The following is a 17,623-nucleotide window of genomic DNA, read 5'->3' as shown; positions in this document are numbered from 1 at the left end:
GCGCACGTTCGAGACGTTTTGCCGCAGACTGGCGGATCACCGGCTTGCGAATCCATTTTGCGGGCGTGCGGCTTGCAAGGACGTCCGGATGCAGCGACAAAGCGCGGTAACATGCGCACACTTTTCCGGTCCGTCACGGCTTAAAGGCAGATATCGATGCAAAACCTTCCTGAAAAACTCCCGCTCGCCGAGACCGCTTTTTTCTTCGACTTCGACGGCACGCTCGTCGAACTCGCTTCCACGCCCGATGGCGTTGTCGTCTCGCCGGCCGTACCGCCGATCCTGGACGCCTTGCGTCGTGCGACCAACGGCGCGGTGGCGATCGTGTCGGGACGCGGGATCGACAGCATCGACTCGTTTCTCAATATGCCGGATATTCCGGTCGCCGGTCTTCATGGCGCCGAGCGCCGCGATTCGAACGCGGACGTGCATCGCGTGGGATTCAACGACGAACGCCTGATGCGCATGGAACATGTGCTCGAAAACGTGATGAAGGCGAATCCCGGCATGCTGCTGGAGATCAAGGGCGCGGCGCTCGCGCTGCATTACCGCAACGCGCCGGATCGCGGCCCGGCGGCGCGCGAGGCGACGGAGAAACTCGTCGCCCAATACGCCGATGCCTACGTACTGCAGCCCGGCAAGATGGTCTACGAGATCAAGCCAAAGGACGTCGATAAAGGTCGCGCAGTGCGTGCGTTTCTCGACGAACCGCCGTTTACGGGCCGCCGCCCGGTGTTTGTGGGCGACGATCTGACCGACGAAAAGGGCTTCGCGGTCGTGAACGAGCGTAACGGCCTGTCGATCAAGGTGGGCGCGGGCGATACCCTCGCGCATGCGCGTCTGGAATCAGTCGGTGCGCTGCTCACGTGGCTGCAAGGCGTGGCCGGCATTCAGGGAACGCGTTCGTGAGCCGCCTGATCATTGTTTCGAACCGCGTCGCGCCAATCTCCGAAGGCGGCCCGGCTGCGGGCGGCCTTGCAGTCGGCGTGTATGACGCGCTCAAGGAAACCGGCGGCATGTGGTTCGGCTGGAGCGGCGACGTGGTGGCCGAAGCGCCCGAAGCCATCAAGCTCGAAGAGCGCGGGCGCGTGACGTTTGCGACCATCGGGCTGGCGCAGCGTGACTACGACCAGTATTACCGCGGATTTTCAAACGCCACGCTTTGGCCCGCGTTTCACTATCGGCCGGATCTGATCCAGTTCGATCGCGATGAATTCGAAGGCTATTGCCGCGTGAACCGATGGCTCGCGAAGCAACTCGCCCCGCTGCTCAAACCCGACGATGTCATCTGGGTCCACGACTATCATCTGATCCCGTTTGCACAGGCGCTGCGGGACGAGGGCGTGACCAATCGCATCGGTTTCTTCCTGCACATTCCGTTTCCAGCGTCGCAGGTTCTGCTGAGCGTGCCGCGTCATCGCGTGCTGGCCGAGGCGTTGTGTTCCTACGATCTCCTCGGCTTCCAGACCGCGCCGGATTTGCGCGCGTTTTGCGATTACATCGAGACGGAGGCGAACGGCACGGTCACGCGCATTGCGGGCGAGCCGAATGCCGTGAGCGCCTTTGGCAAGACGTTGCGGGCGGGCGCTTATCCAATCGGCGTGTATCCCGATGAAATCGCCGCGCTTGCCAAGGACGGCGAAAGCGGGCGCGAAGTGCAGACCGTGAAGACCACGCTGCGCGACCGCAAGCTGATCATGAGCGTGGACCGCCTGGATTATTCGAAGGGTCTGGTCGAGCGCTTTCGCGCGTTCGAAAAGCTGCTGGAACTTGAACCTGCGCAGCGCAATAACGTCTCATTCGTGCAGATCGCGCCGCCCACGCGCGCCGACATGGACACCTACAAGGACATCCGCCTGCAACTGGAAGCGGAATCCGGGCGCATCAACGGCCGGTACGCCGAATTGGACTGGACGCCGATCCGCTACATCCACCGGCAGTACGAGCGCCCCGTGCTTGCCGCGCTCTTTCACGCGTCACATGTGGGTTTTGTCACGCCTTTGCGCGACGGCATGAACCTCGTCGCCAAGGAATACGTCGCGGCGCAAGATCCGGATGATCCAGGCGTATTGGTCTTGTCGCAATTCGCTGGGGCGGCGCAGGAACTAAACGGCGCGCTGATCGTGAATCCGCTCGATATTGCCGGCATGGCCGATGCACTGGCCACGGCGCTCGCCATGCCGTTGGCCGAACGCCGCGCCCGCCACGCCGAAATGTTCACGCAACTTCGCGAGAACAACGTTTCGGTCTGGCGCGACAATTTCATGCGCGACCTTCAGGCATGACATAAAAAAATCCGCTTCGGTATGAAAACCGAAGCGGATTTTTCGAAGCGTGGACGGTTGGTAGAAGCCCGTTACGTTTGTTCGGCCTTGGCGGCGATCTGCTGCGAGGGCATGGTGGTTGGCGGCAATTTGCCGTGCTGCTTGGACAACAATTCCCGATACAACCCCGGACGATCCCGCAATTGCTGCGGCGATCCGTCGTCAATCACCTTGCCCGCGCTCATCACGATGATCCGGTCGAAGCCCTGCAGCGTCGACAGCCGGTGCGCAATCGCAATCACCGTACGGCCGACCATCAGCCGGTCGAGCGCTTGCTGGATGGCTTCCTCGGAGGAACTGTCGAGCGCGGAAGTGGCTTCATCGAGCAGCAGGATGGGCGCGTTCTTCAGAATCGCGCGAGCGATGGCAATCCGCTGGCGCTGGCCGCCCGACAACTTCACGCCCCGGTCGCCGACGATGGTATCGAAGCCTTCCGGCATGGCTTCGATGAAATCCGTGCAGCGCGCTTCGCGAGCCGCCGCCAGCACTTCTTCCCGCGTGGCTTCGGGCCGGCCATACGCAATATTCTCGTACACCGTCCGATGGAACAGCGAGATATCCTGCGGAACGAGCGCGATGGAAAGCCGCAGGCTATCTTGCGTAATCAGCGAAATATCCTGTCCGTCGACCTTGATCGCGCCGCCTTGCGCTTCATAGAAGCGTTGCAGCAGCGCGAGCACGGTGGATTTCCCCGCGCCCGACTTGCCGATCAGCCCGACGCGCTGACCCGGCTCAATGTGCAGGTTGAATTTATCGAGAATCGGACGGCGTCGCGGATAAGCGAATGTCACCTCTTCGAAGTCGACGCGGCCGCCTTGCGGCACGAGCTCGGTGGCATCCGACCGGTCCGGCATGCCGTGCGGTTCGAGCAATGTTTGCACGGCTTCCGAAAGACGCGCGACGTGCTGCGTGACGTCCACCAACGCCACGGCGAGATCCCGCGTGCCGTGAAGGATGGTGAAGCCGAGCGAGCTGACCAGCACGATGTCGCCGGAAGTCGCCTGGCCTTTCGACCACAGCCACAGCGCCCAGCCGAGCAGTCCTGCAGACAGGATTGCCGTGACCACCGCATGGAACAGCCGCAATTTTTCGAGATATAGCAAGCTTTGCTGGCGCGCGACCATCTCGGCCTTGACCGTCGAGCCAAAGCGCTTTTGCTCGCGAAAGGTCATGCCGAACGCACGCACGAGCGCCATGTTGCCGATGACATCGACGAGTTCGCCGTCCACCGAAGCCGCCTTCGACGCAAACGTGTGATGCCGCGCGGAGCCACGCCCTGCAAGCCGGTACAGCACGAACGCAAGGATGGCGGAAGCGAGCAACAGGCCGCCGGCCATCAGCGGATTGACCGCAACGATCATGAAGATCGCGCCGATCACCGCGATGCACGGCGGCAACACGTTCCACGCCATGGTGTTTTCGGCGGTGTAGATCGCGTTCGATGTCGCCGTGATCCGGCTCGCCAGCATGCCGGGCTGCTTTTCGGAGAAATAGGTTGGCGAATGGCCGCTCAGATATGAAAAAAGATCGCGCCGCAAGTCGCCCGTCACCACGACGAACGCATGCGCGCCGACCCAGCCGCCAACCCGCCATAGCAGGTTATCGGCGGCGATCAGGCCGACCAGGATCATGAACGCAGCCCAAAGCGGGCCGGGATGGCCGCGGCCCTGGCCGAGCACATCGATCAGATGCTTGATCGCGTACTGCGAGGCGAGCGCGCAACCAACGGCGGCCAGCACGCTGACCAGCACAATGGTATGAGCGACAGGATGCCGACGGATGTAACGGAACAGGAACGCAAGCGGGCGATGCGCATAGCTCGCTAGCTTCGCGTTGTGTACGTTACGCTGGGAGACTGTGAGTTGGTCCAATTGGTCGTTTTAGGTCGAGTAGAGCGGTTGAGCGCGGTGCTTCGCTGTCGCCACAAACAGGGCGCGTCGGGCAGTCCCCGGCAATCCAGCCAAAGCCGCACAGCGACAAGGTTGAATTGTAGCCAGTGTAGCGAGCCAAATCGTCTCGTGTAGGCCTTTCCGTGGCACTTATCCATCAGAACAGGCGCAATTTCAGCGAAAGCGGGCCGGTTTGACGGATACCGATGCCCGACGGCGACGGAACTTGTGCAACGTTCGCCGCTTGGCGCGAATGACTTGCCGTCGTTCGCCTGGTCGCCCGGCGAACGGCCGAATACTTCCTGTAACTTCCTGCGCAGGGTATGAGCACGTGGCGGTCCCGCTGTAGGCGAAATCGCGTTGGTCGACATGACAGCCAAGGTCGCGCCGGTCATTGCGGGCTGGCGAAATCATGGCGAGGTTGTTCCCCCGGGTATTTCCAGGGTGCGTTGCGACTGTTCGTACAATGTAGAACATCCTTGATAAACAAGGGCTTGCAAAGTGTATCGACGCTGTAACAACGTAAATAAGTTGAAATGTGGGCTTGAAAGCTGTGTAAAAACCTCGATACTTCGTGCGGGTTTCCCCTTAGATTTTTTGACAGCTTCTTGTAGGTTCCGGTCAACGGCCCCGCAGGTTGTGCGTTTATCGCTAGGTGCGCCGGTTTTACGAGATGGACCCGATCTTGCTCTTTGGGATCACCCTCTGAAACAGACGCCTGAAGAAAAAGGGCTGATGGCTCAATATTCGAGTACGCCGAAACACCCAAGCAACAGCGAAGCATCGCGGTTTTTCTTGTGCTTCCGGCCATTTCACTGGACAACCAGCATGGTGCCGGGCCCGGGTGGGCGATTCGCTTGATTAAATATGACCGATGCCAAGCGCATCAATTTGCCTGACATTATTAGGAGTTTTCGACATGCGAATCGCTCAAATCGCGCCTCTCCACGAAGCCGTTCCCCCAAAGTTCTACGGCGGCACGGAGCGCGTGGTGTCCTATCTGACCGAAGCCCTGGTTGAGGCCGGTCACGACGTCACGCTGTTCGCGAGCGGTGATTCGCAAACGTCCGCGAAACTCGAAGCGTTCTGGCCGCAAGCGCTGCGCCTCGATCCGACCATTCGCGACACCATGGCGCCGCACATGTTGCTGCTGGAAGAAGTGCGCCGTCGCGCCGACGAATTCGACGTGCTGCATTTCCACATCGACTATTACCCGTTTTCGCTGTTCTCGCGTCAGCCCGTACCGTTCCTGACGACCATGCATGGCCGTCTCGACCTGCCGGAACTGCAGCCGATCTTCAGCACGTTCAACGAAGCGCCCGTCGTCTCGATATCGGACAACCAGCGCCAGCCGCTGCCGCAAGCCAACTGGCTCTCGACGGTCTATCACGGCCTGCCGGAAAACCTGCTGACGCCGGTTCCCAACGTGCAGCCGGGTTATCTGGCGTTCCTCGGCCGTATCTCGCCGGAAAAGCGCGTTGACCGGGCAATTCGTATTGCCGGCGCAGCGGGCATGAAGATCAAGATCGCCGCAAAGATCGATAACGCCGACCGCGCCTATTACGAAGAGCAGATCAAGCCGTTGTTCGCGCTGCCGCATGTTGAATATGTGGGCGAAATCAACGAGCAGCAGAAGACGGAGTTCCTCGGCAACGCGCACGCGCTGTTGTTCCCGATCGACTGGCCGGAGCCGTTCGGTCTCGTGATGATCGAAGCCATGGCGTGTGGTACGCCGGTCATCGCGTTCAATCGTGGTTCAGTGCCGGAAGTGATCGAAAACGGTGTGTCGGGTTTTGTCGTGGAAGATGAACTCAGCGCAATCGCCGCTGTGAAGCGCCTTCATACGCTGCCGCGCGCCAAGGTGCGCCAGGCGTTCGAAACGCGTTTTTCGTCGAAGGTCATGGCGGCCCGCTACGTCCAGACCTACGAGGAACTGCTCCGCACGAAGCGCCGCACCGTGCTGCGCGAAGTCAACGCCAGCTAAGTCCGGGCTTCATGCGCGTCACCGACGCGCGTGATCGAACAACGCCCCGTGCGCCCTCAGGCGCGCGGGGCGTTGTTGTTTTGACACACTGTAAGTCCAGGCTGCATGGGTTATCGGCGGGTTGGAGGGGCAAGCCTCATGGCAGCTTCGACATTCTCCCTATAATGTGCTGGCTTTATCGAAAGCGGGCGAAACTGGCGGAAATGGACGGTTGAACGTGGACGTTCCAACAAGGATCACATTGCGCGCCGGCAAATATTTGAATCGTGCGAACGGGGACAGTTGTGAACAGGAGCGAAGTTTTGGCGAGAACGAAGCAAAATAGTGCGAGACCGGCACCGGTCGCGGCGGCTGCGGGTGCGGGCACCGTCTTCGCACTGCGCGCGATCGGACTCGTGCTCGTCGCGCGCTGGATGTTCTCGATGTCGCAAATGGGCTATTTGTCGTCCATGCGTGCGATGACTTCCTCGCCGTGGGCTTGCATCAACCTTGTTCTCCTGTTCCTCTTGTTGTTCCTTCCGGGGGCGCGGGCTCGTGCTGAACGGCCGCTTCATCCGTTGCCGCAATGGTTGCGGCAGGCGTTGCGGCTGCTCGCGCTGCTGAGTTTTGTGTTCGCTGTCTGGTCGGTGGGTTTTTTCACGTGGACCGCCGGTTGGAAAAGCGCCCTGCACGCGCTTGCGCAAACCAACGGCTGGCTGCTCGTCGCACCCGCGCTCTATGCCGTGGTGCTGTGGATTTGCCGGCCGCGCGCGCTCTGGCGCTCGAATTTCGCCGCGCGCAGATTCGCTATTGGCCGCTATGCCATTTCCATCGATAACACCACCCGCACCGCCGTGGTCTGGGCCGAAAGCCGCAAGCTCGGTCAGTACGATGCGCGGGAGTTGTCGGTGAAGTGGCCGGACGGTTTCAAGTCGTCCGACAGCTCCGGTAGTTCTGGTAGCGATAGCGAAACGGTCAGTACCGCGACGCCCGCAAAGCGCGGTTTGTTCGGACGCGCCGCACGCGCCAGAATGGAGTTGCTGTGGGATTCACCTGCGGCCGCCGGGCATAACCGCAAGACTGTTTTCCGCACGCCGCTCAGCAGCGAAGGCGATCGGAAGGCGGCGCGGGCGCTGGAAGTTTCATTGGGGCAAAGCCTGAACTAGCGCACCTCTCGGCTTGCCGGTTCAATGTTTGATTGGCCAAGGAGAACGCATGCTCGCTCAATGGTGTCTCGCAGCCATTCACTTGCTGGCGTTTGGATTTGCGCTTGCATCGGTTTTCGGCCGGGCGAGGGCGCTGCGTCAGCTTGATCCCGCCAGTTCCCTTAACGCCAATTCCGCGCGCCTCAAACAGGTTTTTCGCGCCGATAACATCTGGGGCGTCGCTGCACTGATCCTGCTGGTGACAGGCGCGACGCGCGCGTTCGGTGGTTTCGAAAAAGGAGGTGCTTATTATCTTCACGAGCCGCTTTTCCATCTGAAAATGACAGCGCTTGTGCTGATTCTCTTGATCGAAATCTCGCCGATGATGGCGTTGATCAAATGGCGGATGGGCGTTGGACGTGGCGCCGCAATCGATCTTGGCAAGGCACGCAAATACGCCGCAATGAGCGATGCAGAGGCCGGCCTGATTATCGTGATGGTGATTGCCGCAACTGGAATGGCGCGCGGGATTTGGGCGGGGTGAAAGTTCGCAATGCGCGGCGCCCCAAAGAAAAAGCCCTCGAGCTTGCGCCGAGGGCTTCTTTCAACGCGATGCAAACTCAACCGCGAAATCCTGGTGGGTGGTACAGGGATTGAACCTGTGACCCCTGCCGTGTGAACCCGAAAATAACCCCTTAAATACGACATCGAAATGTCGTAAGCCTTGATTTTACAAGGATTTGATATTGCCGGGAGGTTTTAGGTATTGCCCGCTGTTGCTAGCTGGTGCGCCACTTTTGCGCCACTCCGACACGATGCAGCGCGGTTGATTGCCCGCTTTGCCTTCTTCGCCGCTTGTGTTTCGGCGGCTTTGGCTCTACGTTTGCGAGCGGCGCGGCGAATGCTAAACGATTCGAGCCCTTGGAGGCCTTGGGTAGGATCGCCGCGCCAGTAAATGGTGACCTCATCTTCATGGACGAGGCGATAGGGGTAGGCGGAGTAATCGCGTCCGCCGAACCACAGGTTCAGCTCTCTTACGTTCTCCACGTGGTGAGCGGGTAGCGGCGGCGTCGGCGGTTTGGGAGCGTCGCAGTATCCTTCCTCCGCGTTGGCCTCGCTCAGTATCTGCTGTTCGACCAAATAGTCCATGTGAGCAAGCTCAAATTCGCGCTGAAAGTCAGACAATGATGCTTGCCATGCCTTCCATGCCTTGTTCGCTTGCTCGGCTTCCCATTGCTCCACGTCGAGATCCGTTTGAGTGGGCTCGAGTTTGTAAGTTTTGTGCGTGACCTTTCCACCAAGCAGCTCAATTTCGGCGATCCACCTGGCATATCCACGAGCCATTTCGGCGCCGTCTATGGGGGGGCGGTGTGTCCGCTCGCCGCGTGAGCCGTGAACGTACATGGGCAACAGCCCAATCAAAATGCGATCCTGACCGTCCAGGAACAGATCAAGAGCCTTCTTCCGAGCGCTCTGAATGTCATCGGGTAACGCAGCGACCGCGGTGGCGTCATTCATCCCGAGTTCCTGCAACTCATCTAGGGTCAACCAGCGTTCGCGCCGGGCCGCGCGAACGAACTGTAGGAATCGCCCACAAGAGGGTACCTGCTCACCGCGCAGGTATTTCCCGTAATTACTCCCATCGGCCCGCTCAATGCGCAGGCGGATTTCAAGTTCTTTTTGTGTCAGTCCACTTCTTTTCAGGATGCGACGAAACAGGCTGCTCACGGCCGCCTGTCCACACTTGTACTCGATGGTTTTTCGACTAGCAGTCATAGCCTAACTCGCGCACAACGCAATTACGATGACGGGTCGATCTTACGTATCGTGACTCCACCTCGCAATAGCGATTTAGGGGAAGCAAATGCAAGCAAAATGGTCCGCACAGCAATCCATCAATAATCCGCAACCTAGCGCCGTCAACTCGGCGCAAAAGGCGAAGGACTTCCGTGCGGAGTTCGATACATTGGGTCCACAGGCGCTAATCAACGCAAATGAGTTCGCTGCTCTGCTGTGCGTCACCCGCGCGGCTTTCAATTTTCGGCTCCACGTAGGGAAGGTCCCTGATCCCGTCATCCGCGAGCACCGCTGCGTGCGCTGGCGTGTCGCAGATGTGCGCGCATGGATAGATGGCATGTTGCCTGTTCCGGCTGTGTCCAACAGGACGCCAGATGCGTATAGCCTGGGTTTGCGCCGTGGTCGCCGGCGTAAGTCAGATGTGCAATAAGTGAGCGTTGGTCGAGTTAATGATGAGTGACGTATTCGCGTCCAACACCGGCAATCGCTCGCGCTCGACTGGTCACGATGGAGCGGCCGCTGGCTTGACGCAATCTAAGGGCGACATAATTCTTTCCCAATGTTCCCTGATTGTGCAGAAATCAAATGCGCAGTTGGCGAGGGAACGAGAGAGGACGTCGAAGGTTGACGCGGTAACAGCCTTCGCCGACGCGGCCCGACAGTTAATGCTTCCTTTCTGGCCCGCGACGTTCCGAGCGCTACCGAATGAAATTTTTCGATCCGCATTGTTCAACGCCCGTAATAGAAGCCAGAAGCGCGAGTACCTGAAACGGCACGAGATCTATGTGATCGGCGAGGGTCAAGTGATCTATACGGGCGAAGAGCTCCGGCAGGACGATGAGACCGTCTGGCTCCAGCTCATTCAACTTGCACAGTTACGGCCGCTCGGTGACACCGTGCAGTTTACAGCGCGTTCTTTTCTCATCGCGATTGGATGGCCGGTGAAAAGTCAAAGCTACACCCGTCTTCGCGATTGCCTGACTCGTATGCAAGCCACGTCTCTCCAAGTGATAGCGAAACGCCTAGGCGGTAGAGATGGCGATGACGGCAGTGACGCTGGCATCGCCATGTCAATGATCCCCGTGTTCGAGTGGTGCGATCCGCGAACGGGCACGACGCTCAAGCAATACAAGGTGCAACTGGCTCAGCAGCTGATCGAGCTTTACGGAGCAAAAGGCTACTTCACACGTGTTGAGTGGAAACAGCGCCTCGATCTACCCGATGGGCTCGCAACGTGGTTACACGGATATCTTGCCAGCCATGAAGCCCCGTTTCCCATCAGGCTGGAGACGATCAAGGCGGGGGCAGGGCTGACAACAGCCAAGCAAAAGCATCTGCGCGGGCTTGTCAAAGTTGCGTTGGACGAACTGAAACGGGTCAAATTTTTGAAAGACTGGTCTCTTGGCCAGGATGATCTCGTGAAGGTCAAGCGCTTGAGCAGCTGCCCGCCATCTGATTAGACAGTATGACCTTTGACCGACCGGAGTGTGACCTTTGAGCGACCGAGGATGACCTTTGACCGACCAGGGTGTGACCTTTGACCGACTGGAACATGACCTTTGACCGACCGGCGGCTTTCTTAAATCCCTTTTAGACAAAGGCTGAGCAGCCGATCTCCGCCAACGCTAACTGTTTACTAACCCTTCTTAACTGTAAACCGCCGATGCGCTGTGGAAAACTTCTGTGAAAATTCTTTACCGGGTTAGCCCGTCTCGTTATGAAGCAGAACAAGTGCGCACCTGCGGCGCATGATCAACCACTACGGAAACGCCGCCGGTTCACAACCGTTCAGCCGGATCGCCCGCCTCAGGCAGGCCGCCGCTCTCCCCACGTCTACGACGCGGGTCCCCATGCGGCTCGATTCGGGCGCGACGGCGCGCGCGAAACAGCGATTGGTGATAGGCGCCTTTTTGGCTTGCAGAGAGGGGGCAATCGTCGATCTGCATTCTTTCTTGGGCAAGCCGCAGGTCGCTGCGCGTCAGGCTGAAGGCGATGCTCCCAGGGAACTGGTGGTCGGGTGCGGCGCGTCGGCCAGCGGGGCGGCAGTGTCCACGAGCGGGCGTGGAACCAACGATCACCCCGGCACATCAATGGTTCGCGGGCGGTAACTCTCCACTGTCGAGGCCGGTTCAAGGCAGTCATCAACTCCATGTTCGTTGCCAACGGAAGGGAGATTTCTACAGTGCCGAAATCGTGTCGGACTCTTGTCCGAAATTCATGTCGGACAAGAGGGGGCTTGGCTGTTTTCGGGCGCAACTCAGACATGCGAATGCATGGCGAGTTGTGCGTGGAAACTGCCAAACTCGCACCCCTCAGGGGTCGAGGTGCGAAGCAACTCGGGGGTGGTTTCCAGCCGATTTCTAACCACATCGAAATCCACCACAACAGCTACCACCGGAATCAGAAAACTAACTTATACGGAGCCGACGACGATGGGGAAAGCTAAAAAATCAGCACTCAAATCACTGCCATCTGACTGGCGTGAATTCATGTGGGAACGTGCATCCGAACCTGAATGGCGGGATGCTCGGCCACAACTGCTCCCCGCTTTAGCTGTACTCTGGTTGACCGGATGTCGCCCTGCAGAAATCCAACAGGGTGTGCGCACGTTTTTGCGTGGAGACCTACTTGTGGTCGAAGTAGTAGGGGCAAAATGTACGGACGCCGGAGGGCGCGAGCGTGGCCAGCCCAAGCGGCATTACGGATTCAAGATAAACGCCGAAGCTAACGCGGCATTGACGTTTCTCCAGGTATCGGCAGCACAGAATTCGGTCAATGGTACCGGGCAATTCCAAGTCACTCACAACGCTGATTACCTCTACAACAGCATTGTTTCTCTCGGGAAAAGTGTATTTCCAACCTTGAGAACGCGGGTGAGTCCATATTGCTTTCGCCACCAGATGGCATCGGATCTCAAGGCGGATCCCAATGTGCAACTGGAAGAGGCGGCCAAGTTCATGGGGCACTTGTCCGACTACAGCATTGGAAAATACGGTCACGCTATCCATGGACGGAAGAGCCGTGGCCGAGCGCAAGCACTCGCTGTGCACATTCAAACTTCCCGACCGATCAAACATTCCCCGAAAGTCGACCGGCTCTCTCGCTTTAAGATCGCGAGCGCGAAGCGACATGAACTTAAGCTGAAACCATGACACAGCGACAACGCAAGCATGCGTCGTCCGCTCGGGGAACGGTAGTTCTCGGGCGCGCGACGGCCTGCTACACGTCGCCAATGACGCATGCTTGCGTCATTGGCTTCGTTGCCATACGTTGCGGGCCTCGTCCATGACGCAGCGCTGCGTCATGGACTATGGATTTGAAGATGACCGGTCGCTCAGAGGGCGAACTTCGATGCTCGAAAGGCGAACGGATGACTGAAACCGAACAAGTCGGAGCTCTAACGATGATCGATCGACAAGGAAAAGCACGGCGCCCGATCAGGGCAATCGTGCTCGATGCATTCGGAACCCTATGTGAAATCCGCGACAAGCGCGGGCCGTTTGCGAAGCTGGCCCGTCTGTCTCCTGATCGCGCGCAGGCGCGCGAGCTGCTGATGACGCGCCCGCTCACTCTACGTCAGGCAGCAAGCGAGCTACATGTCGAAGAAGTTGACCTTGACCAGTTGGAGGCAGATTTGCGGGCCGAGCTGGCGAGCATTCAACTTTTCCCGGAAGTGGCCGCTGCACTCGAAGCTGTCAGGGCGAGTGGCACAAAACTCGCCGTCGTATCCAATCTGGCTGCGCCCTATGCGGAACCACTTTTGCGGCTGTTGCCGATCGAACTGGACGTGTATGCGTGGTCGTTCGAAGTCGGAGCGTTGAAGCCGGATCCGCGCATCTTTCAATGGACGTGCGAAGCGCTTGGCGTTGAACCGGCAGACGCCCTGATGGTCGGCGACACTCTGCAGGCAGACTACGAGGGTGCCCGCGCCGTTGGCATGCGCGCGCTGCATCTGGACCGGACCGGCACATTTCTCGCGAAGGCGCAAACCATGATGACGCTCGACATGTTGCCACGCGCTAACGACTTTTTTTGATAGGCACACCAGCAAGCTGTGGACAGTCCGGTCCGTAGCAAGGGTGCTGAACCCGACACACTAGCTCCCGCGAGCTTCGCCTCTGGCCTGACTCGCCCGCGGGCGGGCTTGCCCCATTTGATAGAAAATCCGAACGGCCAACCCGAGCGAGCAGGCAAGGTGTGAGTACTCCACGCGCGACCAAATAACCCCAAGCGCGCGGGGGCCTGTATCCGCTTCAGCCTGTTCCCTCACGGTTTGATACTCGCATGCGGTCACCGAACGCCCAAGGCAGCAGCCGTGCGATGTTGAGCGCGTCGTCAAGCGCGCGGTGATGCGTACCGGCGAGCGTCAGGCCGACCGGCTCGCACGCCTTCACCACGCTTACCTCCCTGCCAATCCGCTATGCTTTCGTAAACGGGTGATTCGCGTTCTGATGCGGCAGGACGAGCGGCGCGGAGACGCCATGCCGCTCGCAGTCGTGTTCGATCTGCTTCCGATCGTATGCGCCCCAGCTTATCCAGACTGAACAAGCCTGCTGATGCTTTGCCACGAAGGCGCGCAGCACATCTGCGGCGGCTGGAAACAGCGGCGCACTATCAACGTCAGCCTGCCTGATTCCGATCAGGTCCGTGCAGAACGCAGTGAGCTACGGATTCACAACCGGGCGCACAAACATCTGGAAGCGATCTAGCACCAAACTATCGGCGCCGATCGAGCACGCGCCAATCTCGATAGTTTCCATGTCAAACGCTGGCTCGGCATCCGAGCAAGTTGCTTCAAGGTTCACCAACAGGATTGCAGAGCGCGCGCCGAATTCACGGCCCAGGGGTAGACGGCGTCAAGCAGCACGGCCGATCAGCGACAACTATCTTGGCCGGTCGACGGGTGTAGTTGTCGCTGGCTAATTCATAGTTGTCGCGCCTCCATCGTAATTGTCGTCGGGTAATTGTCGCCGGCGCGCGCTCTGTTTGTCGCTGGCCTTACGACGGCGATAGCTTTCGACGTTCAGCTCGAAGATCGTCGAGTGATGGACGAGCCGGTCGATGGCTGCGACCGTCATGCCGGGGTCGGGGAACACATCATTCCAGCCAGAGAACGGCTGATTGGCCGTTATTAAAAGACTTTTGCGCTCATACCTCTCGGCAATCAGTTCGAACAGCACACTGGTTTCGGCCTGATCCTTGCGCGCGTACGACAGGTCATCGAGGATGATGAGATCGAAGCGATCGAGCTTCGCAAGTGCGGATGGCAATTGCAGGCTCTGGCGTGCAGCCTGAAGCTTCTGGACGAGTTCGCTGGTGCGCGTGAACAGCACCCGGTAGCCAGCGTCGATCAACGCGTGTCCTATGGCTGATCCCAGATGACTCTTGCCGGCGCCAGGCGGCCCGAACAGGAGAATCGTTGCGCCTTTCTCCAGCCAGGATTCTCCGGTTGCCAACGCAGTGACATGCGCCTTCGAGACCATCGGCACCATGCCGAAGTCGAAGGTCGCAAGTGTTTTGGTCGGGTCCAGATGTGACTCGGTTCGGTGGCGCTCGATACGTCGTTTGGCTCGTTCAGCCAGTTCGTGCTCGAGCAATGCGCCGAGTAGCCGGGAGGCCTGCCAGCCTTCCTTGTCGGATCGTTCCGCGAACTCGGGCCACAACCTGCCGATGGTCGGCAAACGTAGCTCGTTGAGCATCAGGGCCAGACGGCCGTTGTCGTGGGCGGGAGCGTTCATGCTGCCACCTGGTCGAGCAACTCGTCATAGATCGCCACGGGGGGCATTTCGACCACCACCTCAGGGCACAATGCCTGACGTGGCGCGAATTCGTCGCGCAACTGCTTCAGATCGGGCAGGTCACCGGCTGCGAGCAACGCTTCAAGCCGTTCGGCCAATAGCGCTTCAACGCCGTGGTGTCCCGCGAGTTCGAGCAGACCCACCATGCTCTTGCAGGCCTGACGTTGCGACAGCTGCCCCTCCAACTGCTCCCAGGTCCGGCGATAGGCTTCGCGAGGAAACAGTGCATCACGAAACGCAAGCCCCTTGAATGCCTGTGGCTTGCGCCTGAGCGAGTCGATGAAGTGTCGGTAGTCAAGCGCGTGGCGGTTGTCGGCGGCACGAGAAGCTCGCGCGGTGCTATGCACCAGAGCGCCGGACAGATAGCAGTCGAGCCGATCACCGTAGAGACGCACCTTGAGGCGATGGCCGATCAGGCGCGACGGCGCGCTGTACAGGATGCCGCGCACGGTGAACGTGCTGCAACGGGTCACGAGCGCCTCTTCCTCGACGAAGTCAGTGGTACGGCGTTCAGGTAAATCCTGCAGCTGTGCGCGCTCAATGCGAAACGCCGCAGCGTTGCGCCGGTTTCGGCGCATCACCACCTCACGGATGAATTCATCGTAGGCCGCCCGGTCCGCGAAGTCGCGATGGCCCCGCAGCATCAGGGCCTGGTCGACCGCTTCCTTCAGATATCGATGCGAGGATTCCACGCTGCCATTCTCGTGACCCAGACCGCGATTGTTGCGCGTACCCTCCATGCCGTAATGATCGAGCAGCGCTGCGTAACGCGTCGTGAAGTCCTCCTGCTCCGTCAGGTTCTTAAAGGCAGCCGACAAGCTGTCAGAGCGATGTTCGCGCGGGCAGCCACCCGCTTGCCATAGCGCGTTCTGCAATCCCGCTGCGAGGGCCTCGAAACTCTCGCCACCCTCAACAACGTTCGCATACTCCCAGCGCGAGAACGCCAGTACGAAGTGATACAGCCGGTGGCCAAACGGGGCGCCACCGATCGTCACGCACAGCTTGCTCATATCGGTGAAGTCCGACAGTCCACGCACGCCGGGCTGATGCTCCTGGGGGAAGAACACCTCCAGGTCAGGCCCTTCGAGTGCCCGCCACTGGCGAATACGTCGCTCCAGCGTGCGACGCATGCTGTCGGGATAACGATCCGGATGATCATCCTGCAGCTTGCGCAAGATCGTGATGCCCATCAGGTGGGGCGCGTTGCGCAGCAACGGTACGACTTCGCTGTCCCATACGTCGATAAAGGGATCAGGGCGGGTCCGCCAAGATTGACGCGGCTTCTGGGAGGGCAACGTGGCATCGCGCTCGATCCGGCGTGCCGTGCGCACGCTGATACCGGTCTTGGCGGCAGCGACTTCCTGAGAATGGTGTTTGCGCTTGTTCATGTAGAGACGAACCTGTTGGTCGGTAATGCGGGTTCCAGACATGAGCTGACCGCTTCTTCTTTAAGCTTCGATCAGCCCATCCTAAAGCCCCGCCGACACAGCGCTGCCGGTGGCTCGTCGTCTCCGGCGGCTACGCCGCCTACGACTCCTCACCACCGGCCAAAGCAATCGTCAACGACCGGCCAAGACAATTGTCGCCGCCCACAGGGGTTGCGCGTGCGCCCACATCTCGTCGGCATATGGTACAGACGGGGCGGATTGCGCCAGCAGCTCGGTCAGCTTTATGTTATTCGGCACGCCCATTATGTTTTCCGGTTGATCTTGCGCAGCCCAGTTATCGCATTCAAGAGCGCTAAGAGGCGATGGGCGCGACTAGATAACCCCGAGGGGATGTGAGTATTTCACCCGAGGCAACCCCAACTGATCGACGCGGGCATGGTGGAGCGATAGTTAGCGCCCCATATCAGTCTGAAGTAATGGCCTGAGCCCCGCGTTAAGGATGCGATAACGGAAGTCTCTTAAGTTCTGGCCCGACCCTCGGGATGGTCAGAATTTTTTCGCCGACACCTTGTGCCGTTTTTTATTCGCACGCCGGTGCGACATTCAGGGTTGCGCTGGGGTGAAATGCTCACCCCCTTGAGGTTATCTAGTCGCGCTTGGGGTGAAATGCTCACAGCGTGGCGGTTAGCGCACGCATCGAACAGCGCGTGGTGGCGGCCCGCCATGATCCATGATCGCAGGTGCCGGAATCAGCCTCAAGGGTCGCGCCCGCCCGGTCTAATCGTTGTCCTGCCGACGCCGTGGTGTGCCGCCTGCATGTCGCTCGCAAACCGCAGGCCGAGGGTCGCGACGGCGCCGACGAAGGCACCGAGACAAAAACAATCCAAGATAGTCCACGATTCAAATCTCCGTTTCTCCAAGAGACAAGGAGGCGGCGGGCTAACTCGTTTGCGACTGCCTGAGCGTTTCCTCAGACGGGTCACGTAAGACCGCAATGCACATAGGCAACACCCGCTCTGGGCTGGTCTGCCATTGGTAGCGCTCGAAATCTATTTCCTGGAGCAGCGTGCACTTCCGCCTAATCTATCGCCGCTTCGGATCAATCCGTCGAAGTGACTTTGACCGTCACAGTTCGATCGAAGCGATTGCTTCAACGTATTCAACGCCATTAAATTTCTCTTTGGTGGATAACACAGATGCGATCTTGCCACGCCACTCGTGGCTCGCCTCTGGCGTCCCATCCCGGCTCATCCTCGGGCATCAGAGCCCGTCGGGACCGTTACGCGGCGATTCGACGAATTTGCGGCATGCTGCACATT

13 protein-coding genes are annotated in these 17,623 nt (G+C 59.5%); 8 read left to right on the top strand and 5 right to left on the bottom strand.

Annotated features, from left to right (window positions below; all coding sequences use genetic code 11):
* The first annotated feature begins 156 nt into the window (after window positions 1-156).
* The gene (otsB, locus tag ACRWA7_RS28085; protein ID WP_438393651.1) at window positions 157-909 is read left to right on the top strand and encodes a trehalose-phosphatase; all 753 of its coding nucleotides are present in this window, start codon (window positions 157-159) and stop codon (window positions 907-909) included.
* Window positions 906-2,285 carry an alpha,alpha-trehalose-phosphate synthase (UDP-forming) gene (gene otsA, locus ACRWA7_RS28080; RefSeq protein WP_438393649.1) on the top strand — a complete coding sequence of 460 codons (1,380 nt, stop codon included), beginning with the start codon at window positions 906-908 and terminating at the stop codon, window positions 2,283-2,285. Before otsB ends, otsA begins: the two co-directional genes overlap by 4 nt.
* A gap of 71 nt (window positions 2,286-2,356) precedes the next feature.
* Here the strand turns inward: otsA and ACRWA7_RS28075 are convergent, their stop codons facing one another.
* Window positions 2,357-4,195, bottom strand: a complete 1,839-nt coding sequence (locus ACRWA7_RS28075; RefSeq protein WP_060819780.1) for an ABC transporter ATP-binding protein — start codon at window positions 4,193-4,195, stop codon at window positions 2,357-2,359.
* Window positions 4,196-5,132: 937 nt separating this feature from the next.
* Here ACRWA7_RS28075 and ACRWA7_RS28070 point away from each other — a divergent pair.
* The 3 genes from ACRWA7_RS28070 to ACRWA7_RS28060 all read left to right on the top strand — a co-directional run bounded on the left by ACRWA7_RS28070 (window position 5,133) and on the right by ACRWA7_RS28060 (window position 7,865).
* Window positions 5,133-6,197 carry a glycosyltransferase family 4 protein gene (locus tag ACRWA7_RS28070; RefSeq protein WP_060819778.1) on the top strand — a complete coding sequence of 355 codons (1,065 nt, stop codon included), beginning with the start codon at window positions 5,133-5,135 and terminating at the stop codon, window positions 6,195-6,197.
* Between the two features lie 302 nt (window positions 6,198-6,499).
* Window positions 6,500-7,342: a hypothetical protein gene (locus tag ACRWA7_RS28065; RefSeq protein WP_438393647.1), complete on the top strand. Its 843-nt coding sequence runs from the start codon at window positions 6,500-6,502 to the stop codon at window positions 7,340-7,342.
* A 49-nt stretch (window positions 7,343-7,391) separates the two neighbouring features.
* Window positions 7,392-7,865, top strand: a complete 474-nt coding sequence (locus tag ACRWA7_RS28060) for a DUF2214 family protein (protein ID WP_438393645.1) — start codon at window positions 7,392-7,394, stop codon at window positions 7,863-7,865.
* A gap of 215 nt (window positions 7,866-8,080) precedes the next feature.
* On the opposite strand, the gene ACRWA7_RS28055 is transcribed toward ACRWA7_RS28060, so the two are convergent.
* Window positions 8,081-9,049 carry a hypothetical protein gene (locus tag ACRWA7_RS28055; protein WP_438393643.1) on the bottom strand — a complete coding sequence of 323 codons (969 nt, stop codon included), beginning with the start codon at window positions 9,047-9,049 and terminating at the stop codon, window positions 8,081-8,083.
* 521 nt (window positions 9,050-9,570) lie between these two features.
* Here ACRWA7_RS28055 and trfA point away from each other — a divergent pair.
* The 3 genes from trfA to ACRWA7_RS28040 all read left to right on the top strand — a co-directional run bounded on the left by trfA (window position 9,571) and on the right by ACRWA7_RS28040 (window position 13,154).
* On the top strand, window positions 9,571-10,578 hold the full coding sequence (trfA, locus tag ACRWA7_RS28050) for a plasmid replication initiator TrfA (protein ID WP_438393641.1): 1,008 nt from the start codon (window positions 9,571-9,573) through the stop codon (window positions 10,576-10,578).
* 972 nt (window positions 10,579-11,550) lie between these two features.
* On the top strand, window positions 11,551-12,270 hold the full coding sequence (locus ACRWA7_RS28045; protein ID WP_438393639.1) for a site-specific integrase: 720 nt from the start codon (window positions 11,551-11,553) through the stop codon (window positions 12,268-12,270).
* Between the two features lie 158 nt (window positions 12,271-12,428).
* A complete protein-coding gene (locus tag ACRWA7_RS28040; protein WP_438393637.1) occupies window positions 12,429-13,154 on the top strand; it encodes an HAD family hydrolase in 726 nt (241 codons plus the stop codon).
* 217 nt (window positions 13,155-13,371) lie between these two features.
* On the opposite strand, the gene ACRWA7_RS28035 is transcribed toward ACRWA7_RS28040, so the two are convergent.
* The 3 genes from ACRWA7_RS28035 to istA all read right to left on the bottom strand — a co-directional run bounded on the left by ACRWA7_RS28035 (window position 13,372) and on the right by istA (window position 16,346).
* Entirely contained in the window at window positions 13,372-13,515 is a 144-nt protein-coding gene (locus ACRWA7_RS28035) for a DNA polymerase III (RefSeq protein ID WP_438393635.1), read from the bottom strand.
* Window positions 13,516-14,037: 522 nt separating this feature from the next.
* Window positions 14,038-14,856, bottom strand: coding sequence for an IS21-like element helper ATPase IstB (gene istB / locus ACRWA7_RS28030; protein ID WP_438393634.1), 819 nt, complete (start codon window positions 14,854-14,856; stop codon window positions 14,038-14,040).
* Window positions 14,853-16,346 (bottom strand): IS21 family transposase, encoded by a 1,494-nt coding sequence (istA, locus tag ACRWA7_RS28025; RefSeq protein WP_438393632.1) that lies wholly within the window; start codon window positions 16,344-16,346, stop codon window positions 14,853-14,855. The genes istB and istA overlap by 4 nt, the downstream gene beginning before the upstream one ends.
* Between the last annotated feature and the right edge of the window lie 1,277 nt (window positions 16,347-17,623).

This window comes from Caballeronia sp. DA-9 (genome assembly GCF_051615025.1).
GTDB lineage: Bacteria > Pseudomonadota > Gammaproteobacteria > Burkholderiales > Burkholderiaceae > Caballeronia > Caballeronia sordidicola.
The sequence above is the reverse complement of the archived record's forward strand: the minus strand, read 5'-3'. Positions and strand labels throughout refer to the sequence as shown.

Bases quoted from the DNA above. Each gene is read 5' to 3' on its own strand.
- otsB (WP_438393651.1), top strand. From the start codon at position 157: ATGCAAAACCTTCCTGAAAAACTCCCGCTCGCCGAGACCGCTTTTTTC.
- trfA (WP_438393641.1), top strand. From the start codon at position 9,571: ATGAGTGACGTATTCGCGTCCAACACCGGCAATCGCTCGCGCTCGACT.
- ACRWA7_RS28045 (WP_438393639.1), top strand. From the start codon at position 11,551: ATGGGGAAAGCTAAAAAATCAGCACTCAAATCACTGCCATCTGACTGG.
- ACRWA7_RS28040 (WP_438393637.1), top strand. From the start codon at position 12,429: ATGGATTTGAAGATGACCGGTCGCTCAGAGGGCGAACTTCGATGCTCG.
- istA (WP_438393632.1), bottom strand. From the start codon at position 16,346: ATGTCTGGAACCCGCATTACCGACCAACAGGTTCGTCTCTACATGAAC.
- ACRWA7_RS28060 (WP_438393645.1), top strand. From the start codon at position 7,392: ATGCTCGCTCAATGGTGTCTCGCAGCCATTCACTTGCTGGCGTTTGGA.
- istB (WP_438393634.1), bottom strand. From the start codon at position 14,856: ATGAACGCTCCCGCCCACGACAACGGCCGTCTGGCCCTGATGCTCAAC.
- ACRWA7_RS28070 (WP_060819778.1), top strand. From the start codon at position 5,133: ATGCGAATCGCTCAAATCGCGCCTCTCCACGAAGCCGTTCCCCCAAAG.